Source organism: Lysinibacillus sp. NPDC097279 (genome assembly GCF_044761745.1).
Lineage (GTDB): Bacteria > Bacillota > Bacilli > Bacillales_A > Planococcaceae > Lysinibacillus.
This window is the reverse complement of the sequence record NZ_JBIWDA010000003.1, coordinates 398,964-425,886: the sequence shown is the minus strand read 5'-3', so window position 1 is coordinate 425,886 and position 26,923 is coordinate 398,964. Positions and strand designations below refer to the sequence as shown.

The 26,923-nt window shown below is 37.6% G+C and carries 16 protein-coding genes; 6 read left to right on the top strand and 10 right to left on the bottom strand.

Annotated elements, in window-relative coordinates; translation table 11 throughout:
• Positions 1–7: 7 nt before the first annotated feature.
• Positions 8–664, bottom strand: a complete 657-nt coding sequence (locus ACIQ1H_RS15660; protein WP_402889933.1) for an S-layer homology domain-containing protein — start codon at positions 662–664, stop codon at positions 8–10.
• 78 nt (positions 665–742) lie between these two features.
• Positions 743–4,216 (bottom strand): hypothetical protein, encoded by a 3,474-nt coding sequence (locus ACIQ1H_RS15655; RefSeq protein WP_402889932.1) that lies wholly within the window; start codon positions 4,214–4,216, stop codon positions 743–745.
• A 531-nt stretch (positions 4,217–4,747) separates the two neighbouring features.
• On the opposite strand from ACIQ1H_RS15655, the gene ACIQ1H_RS15650 reads away from it, so the two are divergent.
• The gene (locus ACIQ1H_RS15650) at positions 4,748–5,272 is read left to right on the top strand and encodes a hypothetical protein (RefSeq protein ID WP_402889931.1); all 525 of its coding nucleotides are present in this window, start codon (positions 4,748–4,750) and stop codon (positions 5,270–5,272) included.
• Entirely contained in the window at positions 5,269–6,525 is a 1,257-nt protein-coding gene (locus ACIQ1H_RS15645) for an efflux RND transporter periplasmic adaptor subunit (protein WP_402889930.1), read from the top strand. Before ACIQ1H_RS15650 ends, ACIQ1H_RS15645 begins: the two co-directional genes overlap by 4 nt.
• A gap of 88 nt (positions 6,526–6,613) precedes the next feature.
• Here the strand turns inward: ACIQ1H_RS15645 and ACIQ1H_RS15640 are convergent, their stop codons facing one another.
• The 3 genes from ACIQ1H_RS15640 to ACIQ1H_RS15630 form a co-directional block, all read right to left on the bottom strand.
• Positions 6,614–8,458 (bottom strand): glycosyltransferase, encoded by a 1,845-nt coding sequence (locus tag ACIQ1H_RS15640; RefSeq protein ID WP_402889928.1) that lies wholly within the window; start codon positions 8,456–8,458, stop codon positions 6,614–6,616.
• A 295-nt stretch (positions 8,459–8,753) separates the two neighbouring features.
• Positions 8,754–10,247, bottom strand: coding sequence for an S-layer homology domain-containing protein (locus ACIQ1H_RS15635; protein ID WP_402889926.1), 1,494 nt, complete (start codon positions 10,245–10,247; stop codon positions 8,754–8,756).
• A gap of 174 nt (positions 10,248–10,421) precedes the next feature.
• A complete protein-coding gene (locus ACIQ1H_RS15630) occupies positions 10,422–13,526 on the bottom strand; it encodes an S-layer homology domain-containing protein (RefSeq protein ID WP_402889925.1) in 3,105 nt (1,034 codons plus the stop codon).
• A 611-nt stretch (positions 13,527–14,137) separates the two neighbouring features.
• Here ACIQ1H_RS15630 and ACIQ1H_RS15625 point away from each other — a divergent pair.
• Positions 14,138–15,562, top strand: a complete 1,425-nt coding sequence (locus ACIQ1H_RS15625) for an MBOAT family O-acyltransferase (protein ID WP_402890038.1) — start codon at positions 14,138–14,140, stop codon at positions 15,560–15,562.
• Positions 15,563–15,572: 10 nt separating this feature from the next.
• Positions 15,573–16,754 carry an alginate O-acetyltransferase AlgX-related protein gene (locus ACIQ1H_RS15620; protein ID WP_402889924.1) on the top strand — a complete coding sequence of 394 codons (1,182 nt, stop codon included), beginning with the start codon at positions 15,573–15,575 and terminating at the stop codon, positions 16,752–16,754.
• A 101-nt stretch (positions 16,755–16,855) separates the two neighbouring features.
• On the opposite strand, the gene ACIQ1H_RS15615 is transcribed toward ACIQ1H_RS15620, so the two are convergent.
• Positions 16,856–17,752 carry a LysR family transcriptional regulator gene (locus tag ACIQ1H_RS15615; protein WP_402889923.1) on the bottom strand — a complete coding sequence of 299 codons (897 nt, stop codon included), beginning with the start codon at positions 17,750–17,752 and terminating at the stop codon, positions 16,856–16,858.
• A gap of 121 nt (positions 17,753–17,873) precedes the next feature.
• Between ACIQ1H_RS15615 and ACIQ1H_RS15610 the strand changes: the two genes are divergently transcribed.
• A complete protein-coding gene (locus tag ACIQ1H_RS15610; RefSeq protein ID WP_402889922.1) occupies positions 17,874–18,962 on the top strand; it encodes an NAD(P)-dependent alcohol dehydrogenase in 1,089 nt (362 codons plus the stop codon).
• Between the two features lie 151 nt (positions 18,963–19,113).
• Here ACIQ1H_RS15610 and ACIQ1H_RS15605 read toward each other — a convergent pair whose 3' ends face one another.
• The 4 genes from ACIQ1H_RS15605 to ACIQ1H_RS15590 form a co-directional block, all read right to left on the bottom strand.
• Positions 19,114–20,112: an acyltransferase family protein gene (locus tag ACIQ1H_RS15605; protein ID WP_402889920.1), complete on the bottom strand. Its 999-nt coding sequence runs from the start codon at positions 20,110–20,112 to the stop codon at positions 19,114–19,116.
• Positions 20,113–20,384: 272 nt separating this feature from the next.
• Positions 20,385–20,606 carry a hypothetical protein gene (locus ACIQ1H_RS15600; protein WP_402889918.1) on the bottom strand — a complete coding sequence of 74 codons (222 nt, stop codon included), beginning with the start codon at positions 20,604–20,606 and terminating at the stop codon, positions 20,385–20,387.
• On the bottom strand, positions 20,581–21,144 hold the full coding sequence (locus tag ACIQ1H_RS15595) for a DUF3990 domain-containing protein (RefSeq protein ID WP_402889916.1): 564 nt from the start codon (positions 21,142–21,144) through the stop codon (positions 20,581–20,583). The genes ACIQ1H_RS15600 and ACIQ1H_RS15595 overlap by 26 nt, the downstream gene beginning before the upstream one ends.
• A 324-nt stretch (positions 21,145–21,468) precedes the next feature.
• Complete coding sequence (locus ACIQ1H_RS15590; RefSeq protein WP_402889915.1) at positions 21,469–26,226, bottom strand: endonuclease; 4,758 nt, start codon at positions 26,224–26,226, stop codon at positions 21,469–21,471.
• Between the two features lie 378 nt (positions 26,227–26,604).
• Between ACIQ1H_RS15590 and ACIQ1H_RS15585 the strand changes: the two genes are divergently transcribed.
• Positions 26,605–26,892 carry an S-layer homology domain-containing protein gene (locus ACIQ1H_RS15585; protein ID WP_402889913.1) on the top strand — a complete coding sequence of 96 codons (288 nt, stop codon included), beginning with the start codon at positions 26,605–26,607 and terminating at the stop codon, positions 26,890–26,892.
• Positions 26,893–26,923: the final 31 nt, after the last annotated feature.

The window sequence follows — 26,923 nt, the reverse complement described above, 5'->3', positions numbered from 1 at the left end:
TTTCCTGCTATTCTACCCCAATAATGTAAAAGCCATCGTTATTTTTTTGTAGCATACGATAAAGGAATAAAGCCATTTGACCACGTCGAACATCCGTATATGGCGAAAACGTCGTAGCGCTAGTACCTTGTGTAATGCCATAATCTAATAACGTTTGAATATAACGATCGGTTTCAGCATCCTTCGTAAAATCTGTAAAAGAAGCAGTTAATGATGTCGCTTGTTTTAAATGGAAACCTAATGTCAACATTTTGGCCATTTGGCTACGTTTAATTGAAGCATTTGGATGATAATGCGTACCTTTTTGGATAATACCATTCGCTGCAAGTGCTGCAATTGGTCCATAGTATGGATGTGTAGTTGGAACATCGCTAAAGCCAGGATTCTCAACATTGGACGTTTGTAAATGAAGTGCTTGTGCTAAAAAATAAGCTGCTTCCCCACGTGTTAATTGTTGATAAGGGCTAAATGTTGTAGACGTTGTACCAAATACGATTCCTTTGCTGTACAGTTCGCTTACTGCATTGTACAGCTCCATGTCACGATCGCTTTTTTTAATATCTACAAATGGCATTACAGCCGCTTGAGTCGGAATGACTGCTACACAAGGTGCCACAACTAAAGCCGTAGCAAATGCCCATGCGTATTTGTGCTTTATTTTCATTGTCCTTCGCCCCTTTTAAATTGATTGACCTCTATCGAAAAATAATGAAAAGAGGGCATGCCCTCTTTTCATTCTCTATTACAGCCCTAATTCTTTTATATGCTCTTGTAAAATACGGTAGTTATAAACTAAATCTTGTTGTTCAAGTGATAGTGAACTATAAAGTTTTTGTGCAGCAATGACTTTCTTTTCAAATGTTTTTGCATCAGGATCTAATTCAGCAATAGCATCCACCACTTTTAGAACAGCAGCTATATCTTTTTCAGCAATTTTCAACTTATCGTAGTTGATAACTTGTCCTCTTACTTTTGAGTCTAGTGCTTTATACGCGGCTACTGCGTTCGCTACATCTTGAATATACGTACTTGATGTTGGAGAAAGGCTTGCGATAAGCTCCACAACCTTTTTCACTTCACTCATGTTTTTCTCTGCTTCTAGTAAAATTGAATAATTTGATACTCTTTGTTTATCTGTTGTATTTAAACTATCGTAATCTTTACGTACGGACTCAATCATACCAAAGTACATTTTATCGCTTGGTTTTAAAGCCGCAATACTTTTGTACACTTTAATGACATTATCTAATGACAGAAGCAGCTGCTCATTATAAACGTATTTGCGTTGTGTCGCGTTTAAATTATCATATGCTTTTAAAATCTTTTGATATTGACTATCCATATTTTTCGATGTCATCAGCTTATCAATCTCATTGATTACACTAATAACAGGCTTAATAATTTTTTCTTGATCTTGTAATGTTTTATAATTTTCGACTGCCAATTGCTGATCTTTAGGTAATGCATTATAGGCTGCACGAATTTCCTCAATGCGTTTTACATATTGATGTGGCTCAATATATGGCAATTCCTCAATCATTCGTTGCACATTTCCTGCACCTAAAATACTTGTTTCAGCAGCTTGTAACTGCTTATAGTTTGTGACATACTGCTGCATGTCCTTACTTAGCGCATCATATAAAGCACGTGCTTGTACAGTATCCGTATGGAATGTTTTACTCGATGATTTTAGCTTACCAATTAATTCAATAACCTTTGCTAACGGTTCGTAGCTTTGTAGCGTCGCCATGTTGCTCACATACGCCTTTTGGTCTTTAGTCAATTTTTCATACGCTTTTTGCGCGGCATTCACTTTACTTACAAAGTTATTTGAGCTTGGGTCTAAGTTATCGATTTGCACCATGACATTTAAAATTGGTTTTACTTGTTTTTCACGATCCGTTAATAACTTTACATTAGAGACAAGCTTTTTTTGGCCTGTTGATAGTTTGTCATAAGCAACACGTGCATTCATTAATTTTGTTAAATAGTTTTCCTCTCCAGGAACTGCCGCATCTATTAAAGCGATGACTGTACTTGCAGATGTTAGCTCTGCTTCTGCTGTTACAAGCTTTTCATAGTTAATGATTGCTTGCTGTTTGTCTTGAGGTAATGCATCGTAGTTTGCACGAGCTGTTTTTAAATCGTTTAAAAATGTCTTGCTCGTTGGCTTCAACGTTTCAATTAAGCCAATTAAAGATGCCACATCTTCTACAGATGTTAACTGTTCATAGTTTGTTACACGCTTTTGAGATGCTGTATCTAAGGCATTAAAGGCTTTACGAGCTGCGATTACCTTTTTCGTATAATCTTTGTTCGTTGGATTTAGAGCAGCGATTAAATTAATTACTTTCACAACATTAGCGTTATTTTTCTCGTACGTCGTTAATGTTTTATATTGCGTCACTAATTTTTTCGCATTTTTGTCCATTGCTTTATATTCTGCAGACAACTCCACTACTTTTGCAACGAATGTTGCATCTGATTCATTTGCCAATGCAATCACTTTATCGTCAAACTGCTGAGCTGTAGTGATATAGCTTTCCGCAGTTAAAAGAGCTGGATAGTTCGTCACTAATTTTTGCGCTTCAGGCGATAGTTTATTATATTCTGTTTTCAAAGAAGAAACAGTTTCTTTGTAATCTTTACGTGAGGTATTTAAAGCCAAAATAGGATCGATGAGACTCATTGCATCTACTTGGTCTTTTAATTTACTATCTTTATAGCCTTTTACGAACTCACGCTTTGCTGTATCTAATTTTAAGTAAGCAGTGTGAGCGGCCTTTGCCTTTTTTGTATAATCCTTTGCTGCTGGATCTAGTTTTTCAACAAGGGTAATGACATTTAGTACTGCCTTATTTGAGCTTTCCCAGCTTGTTAGCTCTGCCAAATTGTTAACGATTTTTTTCACACTTGCTGCGTCGATTTTTTGACCATCTAGTGCTACAGGTGTGTTGTAGGCAGCTCGCGCTTCTTCGATTTTAGTAATGACATCTGGAGCTGTCGCAATGCCAGAAATAAGTTTTTCAATTTCTTTTGCTGCTGCAATATTCGCTTCAGCTAATTGTAAATCAGCCGCATTTTTCACGAAATCTTTTTTAGTTAACTGATCGTATTCCGCCTTTGCCGCCGTTACTGCAGTACGATACGCATCAGTATTGGAAATACGTAATGCAGTAATTTGTTTGGAAACAGTAACTGCAGCTTGATATGGCAGTAGGTCATTGTAATTCGATACTAAGCGTTTTGTATCTGCATCCTTTAAATTGTTATAAGCTGTTTCAATGGCCGTTACAGCACTAATAAAGCTTGCAGCCGTTGGGAAGTCTTCTGGTTTTTTTGCGATCAGTTGTGTAATACTTGCAACTATTTTATCTGCAGAAGATAAGTTAGCTAATACATCTGTATATTTTTTATATGGCGTCACTGACGTAGTATTCGGGTTATAGGCTGTAATAATTTTCTTTTGGTCTGTTGTCAGTGTACTGTAGCTTGTCGTTACTTCATTGGCTGCTTCAGCGATTTGAGTAGAAGTTGATGACGTATTTTCTAGTACGCGAACAAAAGCATCTAATTGGTCAGTTGTTATTTTCGCTGCAGTTGCATCCGCGTTTAATTTTGCTAGCTTTGCGATATCTGCTCCGCTCTTTTTAAAATAATTGTTACGTTCAGCATCGTCGTAGCCGTATTGCAAAGATGTCCCTCGAACAGCCGATACAATGCCCTTAGCATCCTCAGCTGCTAATGCTGTATTAACAGCGTCATTAAAAGTTTCTTGAACAGTAAGATAGGGTATTAAAAATTTGTCATAGACTTCTTGAACTTTTGCAACATCCGCTACAAATGTTTTACTTGTATACGACAATGCATTGATGCTTTTACCAATATCAGTTAATTCCTTAACGAACTTTCGTTGTTCTACTACATAATCATACTTTGCTTCAATAAATGCTCGTTCATTTTCATTGAAATCAGTCGTGCTTAAAACTTTTACGTCTCCGTCTGCAATGACCATGTCATTGGCTGATGATGTTTCTGAAAGCTTACCAAATTGTTCAATCGTTTTACTTCTTGTATCTGTTGCTGCTACGGTATTTACATAAGCTACTTGCTCAGGTTGTGATACTGTTTGCGGTTGTGCTTCTTGCGCATTCGCAAGTGCAGTTGGTGTTAATAACAGACTTGTTAGGACACCCACTTTTAATGGTTTATTCAACTTGCTCATCCTTTCTTATTGCGTTATATGAGAACATAGATATGTATTATTTATTGTTGCGAATCTACTATATTAAGTATCGGTATGCATCACTTGATTTCAAGCTAATCTAGTAAACTCACGTACTTCCTTTACTAACTTACAGATAATTGCTATTTTTAGATAGAATAGACTTTTTAAAGGAAGTTATTGTTAGGATACTATATAATTGGATTAGACGCATTTATCCCGCATCGGGTATAAGGAATTGAGCCGAATTAAAGTCCCACCATATCGAGAAAATTCCTGAAAAAAACTAGCATTTATACTATGTCATTTACCAGTAACTAGGTGTATACTACATCTTTAATATTTAATTTACTAGAAAGGGAGCTAGATATGTTTTATCACTACAAGTTTTGGCATAGCTTAACGCACCCCACGAACTTTACACAGGCTATTGAGTCAGGAGAAATAAGGGGCTATAAAAAACGATCATTTACGGTTTTCATCCTCTTTTTGCTCCTTTTTGTGATACGCGAGTTTTGGGGAATGGGCACTGAAAGCTTAACATCATTATTTGCAATGAATCACCAGAATGAATACTATACTGCCCGTTTGCTATCAATGGTCGGAGCAATTGTTTGGGGAATCATTTATTTTTGCTTCCACTATTATGGCGTTACATATATATTACATCTATTAACGGACATTCCTTACAAATGGATTCAAAAAGTACAGTTATATGTGGTGGCATTTTTGCTTATCGAAAAGGCCATTTTATTTGCAGTGTTCTATGCAGTTGGTTACTCTACAACGTTCTCCTTCTTTTCACTTGCCCCTGTTGTACAGCAAGTATTAGATAAAGATGTTGTGTTATTCATTATTAATCAGTTAACGGTAACGACTGTACTGACGATTATTGTACACTTTACGTTTCTTTCAAAATGGGAGGAAGCAACAGATCGTAAAGCATTATTAGCAAAAATTATCGTACTCCAAGTAATAATGGCTATTTTTGTTGGAATGATTAGCGTGTTACCACTACAAGAATGGATTACAAGGGGGTTAGGATGATGCGTTTTATAAAATCCAGACCTTGGACAAGCCTGAGTATTATTGTTATAGCGCTATTAGTCGGCGTGAATGCCTTCTTCGTTTTCAAGGATAATAGTAAAGTGGCACGTTCGTATTTTGTAGATGAATTTCAACGAGCTACTACTGGTGACCGAGTTGAAACGGTGAAAAAGGATACGATTGTTGCGCCCGCTGAAACGTATACAATTTCTGCAGATGCCAAAACTTTATCAGCAGTAAACGTAAAGCGTGGGCAGGACATCAAAGCAACGGATCTTCTAGCAACTTATAAAACAGAAGAAGTTGACGATGAATTAACGAAGCTAGAGGCTGAACGGGATGCATATGAAACAGAATTAAGCGATTTAGAATCTGCTTTATCACAAGTAGAATCTGAATTCGGAGACAAAACAAATCCGAAAAGTTCAATCAATACAGACCAAATTAGTGATAAATTAAATGTCACAGTTAAATTAGAATTAGGCCAACAAAATTCACCATCAACAGCTGTTGCTATTTTAAATCGTCACATTGCAGAAGCGACGCGTCAAATTGCCGTAATAGATGCACAAATTGCGCAAATCCAAGCACGACAAGGCGTGATAAGCCCAGTGGATGGCGTTATTGCCAACATTATAGAAGAAGCTGGTACGGTGACATTTGAAGTATATTCTACAGAAAAATCAATGCTCGCTTACTTATCTGAAGATGAATGGCAAAAAGTATTAGCGGGACAAACGGTTAATTTTGATTTACAACATTTTAAAGATGACTTATCTGGTGTTGTACTTGAAAAGCAAATGATTGCAACAAATCATGACTCCACATGGGCAAAAGAACTAGCGAAATCGGCAAAATTGCCGAAACCAACTAATTATGAAGTAACATTACAGCAGGACGATGTGTTAGAAAATATTCCATTTTCTACAGTCGGCCAAGCTTCAATTGTTGTTAACGAAGCGCTAGATGCTTATAAAGTGAAGTCTACTTGGGTCAAAAAAGCGAAAGATGCTAAGCGCGTATATATTATCGATGAAAACGGAAAAATCCGTCTTGAGGATATTGACGTTGATTTTTCAACTGCCAATTCAACGATTTTCACAAGCTATTTCGATGAAGGTACACCGATTCTAGCTAATGAACAGCGCAACATTTTAGCACGCTCCTTCTGCTCAATGCCTGTTAAAAAAATCGAATGGCAACACTTTAAAGAAATTGGCTGGAAAGACTACGTTAAATATATTATTTTCTAAAACTTAATTAAGAACAAAAAAGGTATCAAGAAAAGTTCATTCTTGATACCTTTTTTAAGTGCCAGGCACTCAAACAATTTTCAAACAATTATGTTGCTCGGTAGTGTGTTGCTAGTTCGTGATATTCTTTAGCTTTTTGATTGTGTCCTAATCGCTCATAACAAATTGCTAATTGAACATACGGTAGCCACGTCCAAGCAGCATGGTCGATTAAATTTCCTTGTTTAGGTTGGTTTTTCACGTTTATTGCTTGCTCATACCAATAGATGGCTTGTTCATATTGTTCATCTACTAAAAATCTTGCACCTAAGCGACAACAACCTTCTGGACGAGGCATATAATATGCCAATGTTTTAAATAAAAATTGCAATTGTTTATCAGGAGCATGCAGGACTTCATAACAGTCTGCTATGTGTAAGCAAGCTGCTATCTCATCTTCTATCCATCCTTGTTTTGTTAGTAAAAATTGTTTATATTTTTCGATTGCTTCTTCATACATGGCATGGTCCTTTAATTCATTCCCATAGTAAAATAAATCACGCGCCGAAAATTCCTTTCCTAACGCTTCTCTTTGTTTATATATTTTTATATTTCGATCTGTATATGGCTTCTCTTTACGATGCGTAATCGCTATATTGCGTTGTATTATATTGCCGTGCACAGCTAAGTATTCATGGACAGCACCAACCCAAGTAAAATTGCATGAACGTTTTACTAGTCTGTTTCTTTTTAGGCTATATGTTGGCTCTCCGTTCTGATCGAATGCTAAGTGATAGTCCATCATGACACTGTCCACTTCTTTAAAGCTGAGCTCTTTTGTTAAGCTCAAAAAACGTTGTCTTTCGCTTTCCTGTAAAATATCATCTGCATCTAACCATAAAATATAGTCTTTGGTTGCTTTACTAAATGAATAATTACGCGCTTTTGAAAAGTCATCTTCCCAGGCAAAATCATAAATATGATTAGTGAATTGCCCCGCAATTTCTTTTGTTCTATCTGAGGAACCTGTGTCTACAATAATGATTTCATCAACAAGTTCTTGAACGGAAGATAAACAGTGTGCTAAAACTTGTTCTTCATTTTTGACTATCATACATAAGCTAACTGTTGCTTTGTCCTTTTTTTCCGTGAGGATTTCATTTTTAAATTTTTGTGCACCAAGTAATTCGGATTCTCTATAAATATGGAATGCAGGAAGACGAGTATCCACAAAAAGCTGTAAATCTAATGCAGCAGCTCTTATGCAAAAATGTCGATCCTCACCCCAAAATGATAAATTGTTCATTTGTTTAAAACGAACACCTTTTAAAAGTGCTTTTCTACTTATTAATGTGCACGCACCCAATCCACCTACTTCATATACGCCTGGTACTTTTAATTTCGTTATGAACGCTGCAGTTCGATTTGCTATTTCTATCGGTTCCAATTTTTCTCCATTTTTTATTTCATATAATGTGTATTCATCCATCATCCACACTTGCGGTAATGCTTCAACATCCTTTTGCCATTTAGTCCAGAAAATATTTGAAATGATATCCTTTTGTTCATGCCATAAATTTTGTAGTGTATTCGGATACAACATTAAATCTGAATCTATAAGGAATAACCCATCATACTGGAATTGAATTGCATGCTCTATAATAGCATCTTTCATTTTTGCTACTTTTTCAATTAGTGAATCTGTCCAATAATGTGTTTTTTCATCTTTCATATAAATGTCATTTTGCTGATCATATTTAATAATTTTCACACGCTCATTTTCCGATTGAAATGACGCTAAAAGTTCTGTTGATTGTTTATCGTCATTATCATCTATAAATAAAAAATCCACTACAAGTTCATCTTGATTTAACGATTGCAGGGAAGTTAAGAAATATGCCAAAATATAAGGGTTTTGTCGCACAGGGCTGGCAATTAAAATATGAGGTTTCATGTAATCCTCCTTCATTAAATGCTTTGGAAAAATGTATTTTGATTGAGGTAAATTCACAACAATTGGTCATAGTTATATCAATATTCATATTTCACTTGTTTTGTTACAGAGCTTGTAATCAAAAAGCCCTCTTGCATGATACAAAAGTCAACGACAATTGACTTTTCATCATACAAGAGAGCTCCATTTAACTAGGGGTATCGGCGATTTTTGAGGTTCTATCGGCTATTCACCTCAGTTTATCGGCGGTTCCAGTTGTTCTATCGGCGATTTCCAGCAGCAGTTTATCGGCGGTTCACCATGAATTTTCCATATCTTGTTGCGTTGCTAGCTCGTAATACATAGATGTTACACCGCTTATTTCATACATCATGCCATGTACATAAAGTTTTTCACCGTTTGTACCGTTTAGGCGAATGGCGAATAGAGCATCTCCTTTGCCTACACGTTTAATTGTTACACCATCTGCTGAATGTTCAACATCAACAATTTTGTGATCAATCGTGGCTCCTGTATATTGCTCAATGCTAACATCCTTAACGGTAAAGCCTATTTCACTTGTTGGAATGAATTCGCTACTTATTTCAACGGCTGCTGAAGTATACATATCAAAACCATCCGTTTCAGCGCGAATGCCAACACGCACAGATTGACCTTTGCCATCAGACAATGTCGCTATATAATCCCCTGCCTGCAATAGCTTCAACTCGTAATTGCCGCCTTTTGGAATGCTATCTTCCTCCCAACCTTCAAAATTGTAAGGTTGATACACAAAGACTTTATCGCTTACCTCATAACCGTTTGCAGTTGTCAGCTTGATGTGAGCAGGATCAAATCCTAACTCCTCCTCAAAAAGCAGTGCTACGCCAGGTGTTATTTCATCCGTTTGCTGGCAATTGAGCTGAAGTTTGCCGTCTACTTCCGTAACAACAACCTTATATTTTTGCGTTTCAACGACTTCATAGTTTTCTTCCTTATCTATATTGTAGCCTATTAACATGAAGTAGCCTGAGCCCTCTCGCAGTGCCTCCACTGTTACGCCATTTGTTGTTTGATGAATGTTGAAAAATTCATGCTCACCATCCGTCGCAACATTATCATAAGAGTAAGCATCAAGTTGACTTGCGCCAAGTTCGCTTGCAGAAAATTTCTGTAAAACACGGTTCGCTTGCATCGCCTCTATGCGTTGAATAAATAAGGCAAGTTGAGAACGCTTCACTGTTTCTTTTAAACCAAATGTAGTTGCTGTAATCCCCTTTGTAATGTTGTGTTCAAATAAAGGTCCAACTGCATAATAGGCATCAGAGTATTTCACAATATCTGTAAACGGAAGTGTCCAATCTTCTGCAATATTTGCTAATTGGTATGCCGCTGTTAACATACTCGCCAACTGTTCACGTGTAATCGCTTGATTAACACCGAAGCTACCGTTCGCAAAGCCAGTTGCAATTCCTTCATTAGCTAAAGCAGCAATTGCGCCATAGTATTCATCACTTTCCTGAACATCCGTAAATTGCGGATTTATCACGTTTTGCGTATCTAGCGCCAATAAATTAGCTAAAATCTTCGCAGCTTGTCCACGTGTTACATCAGCATATGGCTTGAATGTACCATCTGCATACCCATTAATAATTCCTCTTGCTGCTAATTCTTTTACCGCAGCCCCATATTCTTTCGACATATCAACATCGCTAAAACCTTCTGCTGCTTGTGCTGTCGGCACTACTACAATGGCGCTTGTTGCTAATGCTGCAACGATCGCACCTTGAAATAAACTGTTCCGCTTCATCCGCTCATCCCCCTACACATTTTATCTATCATACTTGATAATACGTGGAGGTAATAGTAAAAGTTTCATATTCTTCTATAGTTATGTAATCTAAACACAAAAAAAACTCTAGTCGATTTCTCGACTAGAGTTTTACATTAATAGCTAAATGCTAAGACATTCGTACTTAATCAATTAGTTTAATGTAGTTGTAGCAGTTACTTTTACAAGGTTTCCAGCAACGCCACCGAATTTAACTAATGCGTTAAATTCAGAACCAGCAGTGAATTTAGAAACAGCAGCAGTTAATGTACCGTTGTTAGCAAATTCAACTTCACCAGAAACTTTAGTTAATGTTAAAGTTTGTGCTGTTACTTCAGTTGTATCAGCAAGAGTTACTTTTACGCCAGCAGTTTCATCAGCAGCTACTGCAACACCATAAGTGTCAGTTACTACGAAGTCAACTAATTTAGCTAATTCAGTTAAGTTGAATGCAGAAGTTGCCGTAAATTCAACAGCTTTTGCTTCTTCAAGTTTAGTTGCGTCTGCTACTGCAGCAGCTGCAGTACCTTCTTTAACAACTTGTACTTTAGCAACTTTTGGAGCTACGTTAGAGTATGTTAATTCTTTTGTTAACTCTTCACCAGTAGCATTGATTGTGATTGTAACAGTCTTTTTAGCAGTAGTTTCTTTATCAGCAAATGTAATTGCAGATCCAGCAGCTGGTTTACCAGTTACAGTGAAATCAGTACCTTCTTTTAATTCTACTACTTCGCCTGAAGCTGTTTTAGCTTTTACTACGATAGCTTTATCGTAAGCAGTTACTACTTTGTTGCCGTCAGCAGCGTTAGCATAGATAGTTGGTACATCTTCTACAGTATAAGAAGCAAATTGAGCATCAGAAACGATAGAGAATGTTTTTGTTAATGCACTTGATTCAACTGGAGTTGCACCATCTAATAATTTGAAGCTAACTTTACCTGAAGTTTCAGTAGTACCAGCTTTAGCAACGATGTTAGCTGAAGTGTTAGCAGTGTTTGTTACAGTGAATGCTTTATCACTTGCAGAACCAGCTTCAACTGATGCTTCAAATTGAATAGCACCTAATACAGTTGTATCAGTAATAACTTGACCGTATTGGTCTTCAACTACTAAGTCAGTGTTTTTAACTGTTACACCTGTAACGTCTTTTGCACGTAAAGCAGTTGCTACTTTAGAATTTAAACCAGTAATTACAGTTGCTTTTGCTTCAGCTTTCGCTACGATTGTTTGAGTAGACACTTTACCAGATAAAGTTGTCACAACAACTGTCACAGCTTTGTTAGCTTCTACTTTGTTAGCTGGAACTTTTACAAATAAACCAGTTTTACCAGTTACTTCAACGATATCGTAACCAGCTGATTCAGTTAATGTATCTTGTTTAACAGCAGCTAATTCTTTTAATGTTTTAATTTCTTTACCTTGTGTATCAACAACTGTTAATGGGAAGAATGCATCCTTATTAGCAGATAATACTTCTGTTGGAGCAGAAACTGATACAGATGAAAGTTTAACACCTTCAGAAACAGCTACAGTAGTAGTTGCACTTTTACCAGTTGTTTTAGAAACAGCGATAAGGTTAGAAGTACCTGCAAGGTTAGTACCTGTTACTTCTACTACGTTCACTTCTTTACCATTGATTGTTACAGTTTTAACAGCGCTTAATGTAACAACACCTGGATTAGAGTTTGTTAATAAAACTTCGTTGTTAATAGTAGTTAGGTTTGTAACTTCTTTACCATATTGGTCTTTAGTAGTTACTGGTAAGTAGAATTTATCTTTAGATAAGTCAGTATCTTGAGATAATGTTTTACCGTCTTTATTGTAAAGTTCACCGAAAGTGATGTCAGAAATTGCTGCTACAGCTGATAATTTAACTGTTGCTTGAGCAGTAACGCCTGTTTTAGCGTGTACTAATGTAATGATAACGTTATCGCCTTCTTTAGCACCTGCAGCTAAAGTAAGATTTAATGTACCATCAGCATTTAATGAACCAGCAGTAGCTGCACCAGCAACTGTTACAGTTACGTCAGAGTGGTTTAATTTAGTAATGTCTTCACCGTATTGGTTAGAAACTTTTACACCAACTGTTGCTGCAGTTTTAGCTGTACTAGTGAATGCTGCAACATCAGATAATACATCAAGTTTAGCTACTTTTTCGTTTTCTACTTTTACAGAGCCTTTTAAAGCATCAGCTTCTTTTTGAGCTACAGTTACTGTGTACTCACCTTCTGTTAATTTAGAAGTTAATTCAATTGTAGCTGTTTTTTTGTCTTCAGAAAGTACAACTGAAGCAACGTTAGCTTTCACTGAACCTTTGTTTACTGTGAAGTCTGCTGCTGTAAAGTCAACAGCTTTGTTGAATGCTACTTCGATTGATTTAGAGCTTACTGCTTTTACTGATTCTAATTTAACTTCAGTTACTTCATATGTAACTACAGCTGAATAAGTTTTACCTTCGATTTCGAACTCTACTTTAGTTTCTTTGTTTTCTTCAAGTGGAGTTTCTAATTTTACAGTGTGTTTTGTGTCATCAGAAAGAGTTACTTCTAATGTAGTTGCGTCAACAACTTTAGCTTCTTTAACAGTTAAAGCAGCTTCGCCCACTTTTGTAATTGTACGGTGTAAGAATGATGCGAATTGACCACGAGTTAAAGAGTTTTTAGGGTTGAACGCTTTAACGTTTGTAAGTCCAGCATATTCTAAAGCGATAATTGCTTCACGGTTTTCAGTTGCTGTAGCTTTGTCTAAATCTGTGATAGCAGATTTGAAGTCAGATTCTTTGTAATCTGCTACTAAGTCTACATTGTAAACAGTGTTGATAGCACGTACTAATACTACTGCCATTTGTTCACGGTTCATGTTGTTTGTGTACATTAATTGGTTGTTAGACCCTTTGAATACGCCTGCATCTTTAACAAGTGCTGCATATTGTAGTAATTCTTGGTCTGGAGCTGAAGTTGGAAGGTCAGTGAAACGAGCTTCTGTTTTGTAATCAGCTGGAATTTCATATCCTTCAGAAATTAACCATTTACCTAAGAATTTTGCTACGTTACCGCGTGTTACCACTGCGTTCGGTTTGAATGTACCGTCAGTGTAACCTCCTACGATTTTAGCTTCCGCTAATGCTAAGATAGCGTCCTTGTGATCACTTGTTTCAATATCAGAAAAGCTTGCTGCGCTTGCTACTGGTACGATTGCTGATGCTACTAGAGCTGCTGATGCTGCGCCGACAACCCATTTGCTATATTTTTGTTTCATGTCTAAAAACCTCCTAGATAAATTAGCCACTTTTATGACTACGTTTCTATTATAAGAGAAGTAGAACATACATATCCATGTGAAATATCTGGAATGAAAGATGTGGTAACAGTAACACTTCATTGGTTATAGATACAAAATTTAGTTTTTTATATAGTGTTTTACCATCCAGTAATTAGTAGAGAAGTGTTGCTTTTATGCGGAAAATATACCATTTTACCCATAGGTATTGAGACTTTTTCCCTTCCATATATTTTTAGCTAAGACAATTTTCTCACTTAAAGGAATAGTGAACAAATCATGAATTTACGTTACAATAATATAGGTAATTTATTCATTAATTCCCTTGGAAAACTGGATTAATATTTTATGGAAACCAGAATCTAGCGATAGTGACTATATTCTATTAAGGATTAATGGACTTCAATCAGCGGTATGACTGGGTTTTGTCGCGATTTGCTCAGTGGTCTGACGATTCGCTTCAGGTGTGTGGCGTTTCACTCGAGTGTTGTGGCGTTTCACATTAAGTTAATGGCGATTGTTGCTGCGCTATTAACGACCTCGACTATTCGCTAAGTTCTATCATTTACAGAGATGGGGATTTGACAGAAATGGTATTTAGTAGTCTTATTTTTTTATATGTTTTTTTGCCATTAGTAATTGTTTTGTACTTCATCTCTCCGAAGATGCTACGCAATACAATTTTACTGTTGGCAAGCTTGTTCTTTTACGCTTGGGGTGAACCGAAATATGTGCTTTTAATGATGCTGTCTATCGTGCTCAATTATGTACTCGGCATTATCATTGAAAATACAGTTTCACAGTCAAAGAGAAAAACACTTCTATGGTTAGTCATTGTTAGTAATTTAGCCATTTTAGGCTATTACAAATACGCTGGCTTTTTCGTGGACATTCTTAACAATTATTTGGCACAGCCTATTGAATGGCAGGCAGTTCCACTGCCAATCGGCATATCGTTTTACACGTTCCAAGCACTTAGCTATGTTATCGATGTTTATCGCAAGGACGTAAAGGCACAGCGCAACTTTTTGGATTTATCACTTTTCATTACCTTATTTCCACAGCTCGTTGCAGGCCCTATCGTTCGCTATCAAACGGTAGCTGAGCAAATAAAAAAACGTATTGCTACAGCAGACGATTGGATGATTGGGACGCGGCGCTTTGTACAAGGTTTAGCGAAAAAAGTGCTTATCGCAAACCCAATGGGCGAAGTAGCCGATCATGTATTTAGTTTATCTGGTGGGGACTTAACAACTGGTACTGCCTGGATTGGGATTTTAGCGTACTCCCTACAAATTTACTTCGACTTCTCAGGCTATAGTGATATGGCAATTGGATTAGCACGTATTTTCGGCTTTAAATTTGAAGAGAACTTTAACTATCCGTATATTGCGCAATCCGTTACAGACTTCTGGCGTCGCTGGCATATCTCACTCAGCAGTTGGTTTAGAGATTATGTCTACTTCCCACTTGGTGGAAGTCGTGTAAGCCACGAATGGAAGTTATATCGTAATTTACTAGTTGTCTGGACACTAACCGGTTTTTGGCACGGTGCAAGCTGGACCTTTATGGCATGGGGCTTTTACTATGGGATATTAATCTGCCTTGAAAAATGGGTACTGCTGAAATGGTTAGCACGTATTCCACGTGTATTACGACATATGTATATTCTTATTATTGTCATGATTGGCTGGGTTTTCTTTAGAGCGAATGACTTTACATATGCCTTTGCATTTATCAAAGCGTTATTTGGGTTATCTAACGCCGCACTGTACAATTATGAAACAATTTTACTGACTAAAGATTATGCTATTTACTTTGTTATCGCCATTATATTTGCGATGCCCGTTTATAAACTTTATCAAAATTGGAGCGAGCAAAAAGCTACCGTTTCCCTATCATTTGACTGGGGGCTACGCATTACGCAAACAATTTACTATGGCGCTCTGTTGTTATTTATTACGATGTTTTTAGTGAACGCAACACATAATCCATTCATTTACTTTAGATTTTAGGTGGGACATCATGCGAAAAATACAAACGTTTCTTTTACCAATTACATTTTTTTGCATCATTTTCGGTGGCTTCGTCGTACATGTATTAACAGTGGATCGTCCACAATCAGAAATGGAAAACCGTCCATTAGCATCTGCCAATATTACGCCAAGTCCACAGGAAATCTTCTCAGGAGCATGGTCCAAACAGGTAGAATCTTATATTTCTGATCAATTTCCTGCACGAGATACATGGATGCGCAATTATGTTAACTTCCAGCGTGTTGTAGGCAAAACTTATTTAAATGATAAGTACGCAGTAGATGATAAAAGCGGCTGGATCATTTCAAAACCAGCCGCTGCAAAAACAGAAGATGAGCTAGCTTCCTTTGCCTCCGATTTAAAACATTTAAGCGAGGGGCTAGCCGAAAAAAATATTCCGTTTACATTTTACTCACTACCAGCGAAGGCAACCTACTCACGTGAGCCAAGTCCAAGTTATATGCCTGAAGATGCGGGTATTGCCAACAACACCAAACTGCACGAACTTGTTACAGCTGCTGGTGTAAACAATATTCGTCTATATGATGAAATGCAGGATGACTTTTCTGCAGAGCGGAACTTCTATAAAACAGACCATCACTGGACAATACGTGGTGCATACTCTGGCTACGAGGCACTAATCAATACACTAAGCGAACGACTTGGCGAAACGATTGCCCCAATTCCATACGATGAAGCCAAGACATTTTGTTTGCCAAATAAATTTGCTGGCTCATGGAATAAAATACTGTATATGACCGTAGATAATGACGAACAAATTTGCTATAACGAGCCAGACTCTTTCGCAACACAGTTTACTATTTACGACGGTACGATTGAAGATGGGGTCACTGCACCATACGAAGCAGTGTACGGTCGCGCCAAACAAATGAATCCCGATGCAGTCGTAAACTACGCTGAAGCCTATAGCCGTGACTTTGCTGAACTCACGATTGTTAATCAAAATTATGATAGTGACAAACATCTCGTCGTTATTAAAGATTCATACTTTAACACCATCCAATTTCACGTAGCAAGTCACTTTAAAACTTTAACCATTTTAGACTTACGTTATTTGGATAAAGAAATCATTCCTTACTTACAAAGCATGCAACCAGACTATGTCGTCCTTGCCTATAACGATCGCAATCTAAAACTTATGCCTGAGTAAAAATTAGTTTAATTATTAGTTTGCGCCAGGGTATCGGCGATTCTCGGGGTTCTATCGAATATATAAATTAAAAAAAGCCGAATAAAATATTCGGCTTTTTCTTATCTATTATTTTTATTCTGTATGTCTATAAAAGCTTCAATCATATGTTGACGGAATTGCTTTGATACATACGAATACTTTTTGTTTTTTAACCACGCGAAACCTACCATTTGATAACAGTGACTATTTTTCAAGCGAATGATTTTAGTATTTTCTAGTTGTTCACCTAAAAAGGAGTATTGCGGATAAAATGTAATACCTTGTCCTTCATTTACAAGTTGTAAAACAATCGACATTTCCGTCCCTTCAAAGACAATGTTTGGTGTAAACCCCGCTTCTAAACAGCATTTCTCAAACATGCTAATCGATTCTAAACCAGATTTGTATCCTATAAAGCGTTCATTTTTCGCTTCCAGTAAATCAATTTCATCGAACTGAGCAAGCCTATGATTTTTAGGAACAATTAAATCTAATCGTTCCTTTAAAACAGGTAGCCATTCAATATCCGTTCCTGTAATCGGTGTATTGGAAACACACAGCTCAATTTCCCCACTAATAAGACGTTCCTTTGCAACTGAATCGGGTAGGATGGATTGTTGAATACGAATATTTGGTCTACGATCATAGAAACTCCTAAATACCGGCGGTAAGATGGTAGAGCTCATTACACTAACGGATACGCGATCTTCCTCTATATCAGCCATTTCTAGCACTTCTTCATGTGCTTCTTGTAAAATATTTAATGCTCGCTCTACTTCCTGCGCATAATACTTTCCATAACTATTCAAACGAATTTTCTTCCCATCTCGATCGAATAAAGGGACACCTAATTCATTTTCTAATTTGGCAATCGTTTTACTTAATGATGACTGTGTAATATTTAAAGAAAGTGCAGATTGAGACATATGCTCCGTCCTTGCCACAGCTAAAAAGTATTGTAACTGTAAAAACTGCATAGTATTTCCCCTTATGAATCATAATGAATATAGATATAGATTTGAATATATTGTAGCGATTTCTGCAAACGATTACAATGATAGCGAAATTCAATAATCTATACTAAACGGAGGAGTATTTATGAAAATTAAAGCAGCAGTTACACCTGGACAAGGTCAGGATTTTATTATTGAAGAAGTAGAACTAGCAGCTCCGAAAGCGAATGAAGTGCTAGTGAAAATTGTAAGTACAGGTGTTTGTCATACAGATGCAGTGGCACGTGATGCAGCCATCGCTCCACTACCCGCTGTTCTTGGACATGAAGGAGCAGGAATTATCGAAGAAGTCGGTGAGGGTGTCACGCGTTTTGAAAAAGGTGATCACGTTGTCCTTTCATTTGCACATTGTGGACATTGTGATAACTGTTTAACAGGTCACCCAACAGTTTGTGAAACATTCAATGATTTAAACTTTGGCGGTACACATGATGATTACACACATCGTTTATCTAAAGATGGCCAGCCACTTTCAACATTTTTCGGTCAATCTTCATTCGGTACTTTTGCCATCTCGCATGAGCGAAATGTTGTCAAAGTAGATAAAGATGTAGATTTAGCATTACTCGGACCTTTAGGCTGCGGTATTCAAACAGGTGCAGGTACTGTTTTAAATAAAATCAAACCAGAGTTCGGCTCAACTATTGCAATTTATGGCGCAGGCGCTGTAGGTTTAAGTGCGATTATGGCTGCAAAAATTGTAGGCTGTAAAACAATTATTGCTGTCGATGTACACGATTCACGCTTAGAATTAGCAAAAGAGCTAGGTGCAACACATACATTTAACGGTTCAAAAGTAGAGGTTGTAAAAGAAATTAAACAATTAACAAATGGCGGTACAAAATACGCAGTCGATACAACAGGCGTTCCTCCAGTAGTTCGCCAATGTTTACAAGCACTACGTCCACTAGGCGTTGCAGCAGTCGTTGGTGTAACACCAGAAATGACTATCGATGTGCACAATGATATCATGGCTGAAGGTAAAACAATGATGGGTGTCATTGAAGGTGATTCCGTACCAAACGTCTTTATTCCTCAATTAGTGGACTACTATAAAGCGGGCCAATTCCCATTCGATAAATTGGTGAAGTTCTATGACTTCGACCAAATCAATGAAGCATTTTTAGCATCAAAAAATGGCGAGGCAATTAAACCGATTTTACGAATACAATAATGTTTCAGTGCTTGCTCGGGGTTTAATGGCGTTTCGCACAGGGCTCTTGGCGTTTCACTCAGGTCTACCGGCGTTTTACTCGGGGCTACCGTCGTTTTACTTCCCTACAAAACAAAAAAGCAGTGATTTCTACTACAAGAAATCACTGCTTTTACCGTTTCTTTAGTTTGCCGACGATCCATTGACTGAATGGCAAGTATGACAGTAGTTTTGTCAGCCCAATACAAACAACAAGCGTCCACAGCATGAGCAGTGGAACACGCGTCAGTGTGCTATCAAAATGCGCCACGAACCAGCTTGTTGATAGGCGCAAAACCTCCCAATGGATAAGGTATATCATAAACGCATATCGACTTATTATATGGACGACTTTTGTAGACGGTATTGACTGTCCCCATGCAATTATACAAAGGACAACACTAACGACAAGTGGCACTAAATCGAGCCGTCTTGAATGTACCTCTGTGTAGCCAAGTTGCACACGAATATATAAGAACAGCGCAGCTAGTACGACGAACACAAAGGTCGCACCACGATACTTTTTCGCTAGCGCGGCTAATTGTTCATAATAAGCACCAATCGCATAGGCTACAGCAAAATAACCGAGCCAGCCCGTAAACAGCAAGCGTATAACCATTACATTGTCCTCGAATATCGGATATGGCAATAAAATAATTGCATGATGCACAAGTGTAATCAATGCACTAATAGGTAAAAACCAAGCAATCGACCACTTAAAACGCTTCATTAGCGCAACTACCACATATAGCTGCATAATAACTACGACAAACCAGCCAACAAACTCGCCAGACATAACATTGTGATAAAACTTATCCAATAGCATGCCCTTCTGGTAAATTGACTCAACTAATAACGCATCTAAAAAAGCCCACACTAAAAAAGGTACAAAAATATATTGAATGCGACTCGACCAAAAATTAATCGGTAGTCGCTCACGATAACGATTCGACAATATTAAAATGGATAGCACAATAAACGTCGGTGTTGCATAGCAAAGTGCAATTCGCAAAAACAAATACAACGGTTGCTCAGGCTCTGCTCCAACCTCCATAATAACCCACGATGATGTATGCAATAGTAAAATAGATAGGCATGCCACCACACGTAGTAAATCCCATTCCTTTATCACTACAACATTCTCCTAGTACTTTCTATCTCTATTAAGCATGTCATAGATTGTCGATTAATGCAATGGTGGTACTTGGCATCAGAATGACCGCAATCGGCATCAGTATATTTTTACTACCCTTTATAGGAAGCTTCTTCATTATCCGTCGAAGATATTTGAAGAAATTAACAGAAGTGCATTAAGCGTGTCAGTCACTTTTCCATTAAAAGAGAACGAAAAAGTGTTAGAATGACGACAGTCAATCTAACACTTTTTTATACCTTTGTTTATTTCTAACCTACTATCGATTGTTGAAATCGCTTTATAATATGGCTCACCCAATAGTCTTCGTCAAAGTGATGAACATAGATCGGGTCCTCCTGCAAACGATGGAGGAAACCAGATGTCATAAGCGCTTCATCCGCTTGCTCACCTAAAACTTTTTTTAACTCATCTCGAATCAAAAAGACAAGCTCCAAATCTAATTCATTAAAAGTATAATCGATCCATTTCAATTTCCTCCACCCCCACAATTTTTAAACATTCAATTGCTGCTTCTGTATGTAGCGCTAACTGTGAATTCGTCATATACAATGGCTTGATACTATTAAAAAATTCATCGAGAGTAATCAGTCCGTTAAGTATTTTTCGCACTAAAATATTGGTACGCCCATCTGCAAGTGGTCCGAACGTATAATCAAAAGCGTGATATAGTTCATTCTTGAAACCAGTACTTCGGCAATTGAAAATAAATTCAGCCCATTCCTTTGTAGGTTGCTCAAATTGCTTAGTAGTTAAACTCATTAACTTTTTAATATCTAAATGGAAATACACAACTACTGGTTCAGTACCAGCCGGCAATCGTCCATCTACCATTTCATCTTTAGCTCTTCCAATTGCCCATTTTTTAGCTTGCTTCAAATTATTCGTTACATAGAAGCCTTTTCCAAAATCTGTACGATATCGAGCTCTCGATAAATCTATTCTCTGCTCAATATTTTCTCCATCGCGTTTAGTTGTACCGTGATAGCAAAATAAATAAGATTCCATCATTTCTACCCTAGAATAATCGTTTATTTACGAACGCTAACCACTCGTATTTTGCCCATATTATATCATATTCTGAATTACTTCTAAAATATCATACAAAAGGAACAGTATAGAAAATTTCCTACACTGTTCCTTAAGAATCATATTAATTGTACTTCTACCTGCCTTTCATATTCCTGTTAAATCGTTTAATTTGAAGCCCTCCATATCTTCCCAAAGAACTGAATTTTAAATTTTTTTATCATTATAACTATCATGTATTTGTCTTAAAAAACTAAAAACCCACTTCATATCCAATTGAAGTGGGCTACTAATATATTATTCTAATTAATTCGCCATCTGTAATGCTGTTTTTTTGCCATAAATCGTTTCTACCCATTCTGGGTGATCGATAAATGGATTGCGATTACCTTGCACTTCGTAGATTCTGTCGTTTCTTCGTTTTTCAAAGTCATCTACGGGATCTTGTTGATGCCATTGTAAAAGGACAGAAAGTTTACCATGATTTGGAGCTGCCCCATTATTAACTTTTTCATTTAATTCAAGGTCAACTCTATCGCCTGGCTCATAACGAGTTGCCATATAAAATAAGATGCGTGCTACATCACCTTTTACATTATTAGGCGGCTCGAATGAATCCGAGTCTTTTAAGCAACCATTACAGCCAGACACAGGACTGCCACCATTGTCGAAGTCTAAATTTCCTCTCGAGCTATTCACTGAAACATCTGTAGGGCGTAAATGATGAATATCTGTTCCTGGCCCCTTGCTCGTCCCAAAATTACCATGTGATTTTGCCCATGTATGCTCTCTGTTCCAGTTTCCTACATTACCGCCATTGTTAGATTTAGGGCTTGATTTCCCAGAGTAAAATAACAGTACATTATTTAAATTATTTGGATCTTCATCCGTATATCTTAATGCATCCCAAGCATCATCATATGACAGTACCTTTTGTACAGAAATAATATCGTGAAGTGCTTTTTTTAGTGCTTGGCCTTCTTTGTCATAGGCAGCTGCATAGTAGTCGTTAGTAGCATTTACGGTAACACTAAAGTTGGTAGTAACACTTTTCTTGCCATCAGATGCCGTAACACCAACAATATGGCTACCCGCTTCTAAATTTAGCGTTAATATGTTGCCATTTATCGACCCTTTTGTAGCTGTAAATGACAGTGGGTCATTATCAGGATCAGCGAAATGTTCTGTTAAATCAATTGTAATCGCTGTGCCTACAGCTACTGTCTGGTTTGAAATAGGTTTTTTTACGACTGGTTGCTTGTTTTCAAAAGGTACAATGATGTCCCCTTTTGAATTCGTGAATTTTATGTTCTCTAACGTTGCACCTTTCGTTAGTTCAATCAATTTAAAGTCGATATTGTCCGCGCCTCGAATTTCGCTGACATTTTTACCTTCAATTGTGATCTTTTTAAACGTATTGCCTTTTAAATCTACAATAGAACCTGGATGATTTGGCGTAATGATTACATCCGTCGTTTTAAAGCCTTCACCATGAAGCTCTACATACTTCCCTTTAAGATGTACGCCTTTTGTAATATGTGAAGCAGCATCTAAATGCAATGCCACACTAGGCTTTGTAATGTTTAAAATGTTTTTCTTAAAGTTCTCATAGTAATAAGTGATTTCAGGCACAATCGGCTCCACAGTTGAACCTATTTTCAAGTCCACTTGCACCATAACAGGATCATGGTCACTTGCACGGCCTGCCATATCTGTAAAGTCTGCATTAATATGAAGAATATCAATCAACGTTTTGTCTTTCAGATTATTAGAAACTAAAATATGGTCTAATACTTGCGAATTCCCTTGATATAAATATGTGTAACGATCCGCGTCTTCTGCTTTATTAATCATATTTGTCATCAATTCACCCTCATGAATTTTAAGAGGTGCAGCGAATTGATAGTCGTTAAAATCACCTAATGATACAACGTTTGCATCTGGATTTTTTGTTTTAATATCATTCACAAAGCCATAGACAATATTGGCGATTTTTTGACGTTGCACTTCACTTTTATATTGCGGCGGTTGAATTGATCCGAATAACGGCGTGTCACCTGATTTAGAATTCCAGTGGTTGGCAATCACGATGACATCTTCACCTTGGAACTCAAATTGTGCAGCTAACGGTTTTCTACTATTATTAAATGCTTCATTTGTCGGGTCAATTCGACCTGGGTTTAGCGTTAATTGACCGTCTTGATAACCAACGGCAGTTGTTGCATCCCCTGCTGGGCTACCTTCCTTCAAGTTCACTCTTGCTGGATTGTAAAGAAAACCAACACGAATATTAGCGTTAGGTGCTCCACCATCTGCATTATTCACCGGGTCAATATTGACAAACTTATATTCAACACCACTTGCCGCTTTAATGGCATCAATTAAACGTTGATAGCTTTGATCTGCCTTTGAATCACCAGCAGATTCACCATTATTATCTTGTACTTCCGTTACCCCAACGATGTCTGGTGTTTGCATATCAATAGCTATTGCTCGCGCTAATTTACGCGCTTTCTCATCGGTTGTAGACGTTTTGTTATTAGAGAAGTTTTCTAAGTTATACGATGCAATTGTTACCTTATCTTCTGCTTTAACAATTTTTGTTGTCTCAGGTGTTGCCGAACCTTTTACATGTGCTTGCTTCATCTGATCTAATGGCACATAAATCTTAAAGTTTTGATAGGAGTAGCCAACGATACCTGTAATCGGTCCATTAAACTTATCGCCTGTTGCCACTTCAAAATCACGAGCCGTTCCGTTCGGTTCTAATCTAAATTGGATACGATTCGGGTTTGTTTTCCCTTCTTCATATAAAACGCCACCATGAAGGGTGTTCGTTGGTTCACTTTCAAGAACCGTTACTAAATCTCCATGTTCTTGTGGACCGACAGCTTTAACATTGCCCACTTCCACGCGCATGCCTTCAATACTTTCCCAGAAATCAATGGCATCAATGGTTGGGTTGAAAACTTGCAGATTATCACTGTCAATTTGGCTAAATGACATTTTTAATTTATCAATTTGAATGGCTTTTGGTAGGGCTACACTACTTTTTAGCACTTCTACTTTGCCACCTTGGTCATTTCGTACATTGATTTGCGTTGTTTTTAAATCGGTTTGGTTGGCATCACTATAGCCATCGTACGCATATTCATCAACTTTACCTTTGACCGATACTAAATTCCCTACTTGAATTGGCCAAGCATTTTTCCCACTATAAAGTAAAATACCTTCCGATGTATTCGGATTATTATCCGCCAATTCATCAGGCGTTTGAAGCGTATAATAATAACTACCATTTAAAGAAAATGAATACGTTACGATCCCTTCAATGCCCTCAATAGTTTTACCAGCATATGGTGAAGCATGCCCTTCTCCTTGAATATCATGGATTTGCAATGCATCGGTAATGTTATAGTCATAGGTCATCACTTCACTAAACGTGCCATCACTAGCTTTCACAACTGTTTTTAATGTTGTATTTGCCGTAATATCGATTGGCGTTGTGTATTTCGTACCTCCTACAGTCGGATCACTACCATCTACTGTGAAATAGATTTCACCATTTGCTGTAGATGTCGATAAAGTAACAGTCGTTTTACCTACAAACGTTCCACTACCAGGAGATGCTATTGCTGGTTTTAATGCTGTACTATCCACGACAATATCATTAACAGAACGTGGAATCACTTGGTAATCATTATCGAACTGTTGGACAATGCCTGTAATCGATTCATAGGTTGTGCCTGCTGTTAAACCAAGCGTAGCAGTTTCATCACGTACTAAGAAAGTGCTACCATCACTCGCAGTGAAGTTTGCCCAGCCGCTTCCTGTTTGAGCGTTCGTCAGCGTCACATTTTTTACCGTAACGAGTTGCGATTCATTTGCTTCTCCAATCTCTGCACCTGTTACGACTTTTGCAGTTGGTGCACCAACACCTGCCACTTTATCGATGATTTGGGCTGCGTCTAATTGCAGTAATCCTCGATAATCCGCTAATTTACCTTTAAGCGTTACTTCGTCGCCAATTTCCACATTGAGGCTAGATGGACGTACGGCAATACCCCCTGTTCCATCCTGCACCGAAATCGTATTTTTCAGCTTCCCTGCTACGATACCTTTGATTGTTACTGTTGTACCGTTCGCTTCTGTTCTTGCATTAGCGATAGACAGCACATCTGCTTGTCCACTAACTGTATAACTATATGTTTGGACATCGCTATTTTCTAGTCCTTCTGCTACTGCAATTGCTTTTAGCGTCATTGTTTTATCAATGATAATTGGTTGCGAATAAACCGCGCTTTCCACAGTCGGTTCCGTACCATCTGTTGTGTAATAAATCGTTGCGCCATCTGTTGCAGAAGACAAGGCAATCGCTGTACCTGCCGCTACTGTTCCAGATGGTGTAGAAGCTGTTACTGCTTCTGCCTTTGTAATAGGTCCTACTTCTCCGCCATCCATTGAATGACTACCTAAATGATCAAATGTATCGATTGGATATTGCTGCCATTCTAATGAAGGATCAAATACATCACTTGGATTGATGTCACCTAACGTCACTGCACTTTTTCTAACCAATGTTTTATCAACAGTTGACACACCGTTTACATCCCATGCTTTCCCTGGATCGAAGCCCATTTGACCAAAAGAATCTATAACCTCTTCGCCCTTTTTTAAAACAATCGCATCATTACCATTAAACGAAGTAACAGCTGATGCAATTCCACCTTTATCTTTTATTGCTGCCACTGCACTAGAGTTATAGATAATAAGCGTCTCGTTATGTGCTAAAGTTCCAATTAACGTCTGTTTATTCGTAGGAGTCGTATTACCGTTTGTATAAAGTTCTAGTTTATATTGACTTAAATCAATCGTTGAACCCGTTCCATTGTAAAGTTCAATCGCCTTATTATTACTCGACCCTTCAATATATTCCGAGATAATTAAGTCAGCTGCTTGTCCTGCTGCTACAGCTTTAGCAGGCATCACTGGAATCGATACACTTGCAACTAGAGTTGTTGCTAATAAAGCATTAAATGACTTGCTCCATTTCTTTTTAGACATTGTCGGTTAGCTCCTCTTTAAGTATTTGATTAAAACAAGGCCCCTCTTTTTCTAAGAAAGTCTACTATCTCCCTATCTCGTTTTTCAGTTTGAACCTATACCGAAAGCGGCTTTCATCACAGACGGCGTGCTAACAATAGTAGTAAAGCGATTTTCCCCAGTACATATATATGAAACCATAATAGTGTTAATACACTATTTACTTAATGTAAATTATACTATTTATAGAAATCTATTACCAAATTAATATAGTTGATGCAGGACTATGGAAAACAATTTGAGAGAATAGAACGAATGTGTTTTCCGCTGCGGTAGGGCTTTCCACTTAGCACAGTAAGCCACAAGCCTCGCTGTTGCAAGGCTTGTGGCGGACGCACTATGCTCATACCAGTGGCTTCTGCAGCAGGATTCTCAGATGTAGCAGGTAACGACCACGAACTAGCAATCAATGCACTATCTGACACAGGTATCATCAATGGATACGCTGAAGGCTCATTCAAGCCAAACCAAACAATTAACCGCGGTCAAGTGGTTAAATTATTAGGTCGTTATTTAGAAGCACAAGGCCAAGAAATTCCAGCTGTCTGGAATACAAAACAACGCTTCAACGACCTACCAGTAACAGCTGAAGCTGAATTAGTTAAATATGCTGCACTTGCAAAATGAAATGAATCCAAAAAGTTAGACACTTTATTTA

Excerpts from the sequence above, each read along its gene's own strand:
- ACIQ1H_RS15660 (WP_402889933.1), bottom strand. The coding sequence starts at position 664 with ATGAAAATAAAGCACAAATACGCATGGGCATTTGCTACGGCTTTAGTT.
- ACIQ1H_RS15650 (WP_402889931.1), top strand. The coding sequence starts at position 4,748 with ATGGGCACTGAAAGCTTAACATCATTATTTGCAATGAATCACCAGAAT.
- ACIQ1H_RS15645 (WP_402889930.1), top strand. The coding sequence starts at position 5,269 with ATGATGCGTTTTATAAAATCCAGACCTTGGACAAGCCTGAGTATTATT.
- ACIQ1H_RS15640 (WP_402889928.1), bottom strand. The coding sequence starts at position 8,458 with ATGAAACCTCATATTTTAATTGCCAGCCCTGTGCGACAAAACCCTTAT.
- ACIQ1H_RS15635 (WP_402889926.1), bottom strand. The coding sequence starts at position 10,247 with ATGAAGCGGAACAGTTTATTTCAAGGTGCGATCGTTGCAGCATTAGCA.
- ACIQ1H_RS15630 (WP_402889925.1), bottom strand. The coding sequence starts at position 13,526 with ATGAAACAAAAATATAGCAAATGGGTTGTCGGCGCAGCATCAGCAGCT.
- ACIQ1H_RS15625 (WP_402890038.1), top strand. The coding sequence starts at position 14,138 with ATGGTATTTAGTAGTCTTATTTTTTTATATGTTTTTTTGCCATTAGTA.
- ACIQ1H_RS15620 (WP_402889924.1), top strand. The coding sequence starts at position 15,573 with ATGCGAAAAATACAAACGTTTCTTTTACCAATTACATTTTTTTGCATC.
- ACIQ1H_RS15615 (WP_402889923.1), bottom strand. The coding sequence starts at position 17,752 with ATGCAGTTTTTACAGTTACAATACTTTTTAGCTGTGGCAAGGACGGAG.
- ACIQ1H_RS15610 (WP_402889922.1), top strand. The coding sequence starts at position 17,874 with ATGAAAATTAAAGCAGCAGTTACACCTGGACAAGGTCAGGATTTTATT.
- ACIQ1H_RS15595 (WP_402889916.1), bottom strand. The coding sequence starts at position 21,144 with ATGATGGAATCTTATTTATTTTGCTATCACGGTACAACTAAACGCGAT.
- ACIQ1H_RS15590 (WP_402889915.1), bottom strand. The coding sequence starts at position 26,226 with ATGTCTAAAAAGAAATGGAGCAAGTCATTTAATGCTTTATTAGCAACA.
- ACIQ1H_RS15585 (WP_402889913.1), top strand. The coding sequence starts at position 26,605 with ATGCTCATACCAGTGGCTTCTGCAGCAGGATTCTCAGATGTAGCAGGT.